Consider the following 1180-nt stretch of genomic DNA (forward strand, 5'->3'; position numbering starts at 1 on the left):
ACGCGACCCACCGCCCCTCGGCGTACTCGTGCGCCAGCGAGTGACACGCCACCTGCACCGCCCGCTGCGCGTCCAGCGACACCGCGAGGTGCGCCAGCGGATCCTCGAAGTGCGTGTCGGCCCCGTGCTGTGTCACCAGCACCTGCGGCCGGAAGTCGGCGAGCAGCTCCGGCACCACGGCGTGGAACGCCCGCAGCCACCCCGCGTCCCCGGTACCGGCCGGCAGCGCCAGGTTCACGGCGGACCCCTCCGCGGACGGAGCCCCCGTCTCCTCCGGCCAGCCCGTCTGCGGGAACAGCGTCCGCGGATGCTCGTGCAGCGAGATCGTCAGCACCCGCGGGTCCTCCCAGAACGCCGCCTGCACCCCGTCCCCGTGGTGCACGTCCACGTCGACGTACGCGATCCGCTCGGCGCCCAGCTCCAGCAGCCGCGCGATCGCCAGCGCGGCATCGTTGTAGATGCAGAAGCCGGACGCGCTGCCCGGCATCGCGTGGTGCAGCCCGCCGGTGAAGTTCACCGCGTGCAGCGCGTCCCCACGCCACACCGCCTCCGCAGCGCCCACCGACTGCCCCGCGATCAGCGCGGACACCTCGTGCATCCCGGCGAAGGCCGGATCGTCGATCGTCCCCAGCCCGTACGTCCCGTTCGCCGCACCCGGATTCGCCGACGCGGCCTTCACCGCGTCGATGTAGTCCTCCCGGTGGACGAGCCGCAGCGTCGACTCCCCGGCCGGCTTGGCCGTCACCAGGTGTGCCTCCCGGTCGAGCCCGAGGGCGCCGACCAGTTTCCGGGTCAGGGCGAGGCGGACCGGGTCCATCGGGTGGTCCGGACCGAAGTCATACCCCGTTACTGCCTCGTCCCACATCAACTGTGCGCGGCCGCTCATGACCGCCACGGTATCGGTCGGGCCCAGACGCGAACGACCTGGCGTACACCAGCGTCACCAGCACCAGGACCATCGGCACCAGCATGGCCCCCCGATAGCTCCAGGCGTCGCCCAGCGCGCCCACGAGCGGGGAGCCGATCAGGAAACCCACGTAATTGAAGATGTTGAGCCGCGCGACGGCCACGTCCGAGGCCCCCGGGCCGTGATGCTCGAAAGCGTGACGCCCGGCCGCCGCGAAGGTCTGGGGCACCAGCACGCACAGCCCCAGCCCCAGAAGGGTGAACCCCAGCATCC

1 protein-coding gene and 1 pseudogene are annotated in these 1180 nt (G+C 72.0%); both read right to left on the reverse strand.

Going from position 1 to position 1180, the window contains the following annotated elements; translation table 11 throughout:
- Window positions 1-886, reverse strand: an 886-nt coding sequence (locus tag C1I97_RS37555; RefSeq protein ID WP_111007323.1) for an acetoin utilization protein AcuC, incomplete at its 3' end; no start/stop codon positions are given.
- Window positions 837-1180, reverse strand: a pseudogene (locus C1I97_RS37560) (MFS transporter); the annotation flags it as partial. The pseudogene C1I97_RS37560 and the gene C1I97_RS37555, both read right to left, overlap by 50 nt.

Origin of the sequence: Streptomyces sp. NTH33, assembly GCF_003236365.1 — a bacterium.
Taxonomy (GTDB): domain Bacteria; phylum Actinomycetota; class Actinomycetes; order Streptomycetales; family Streptomycetaceae; genus Streptomyces.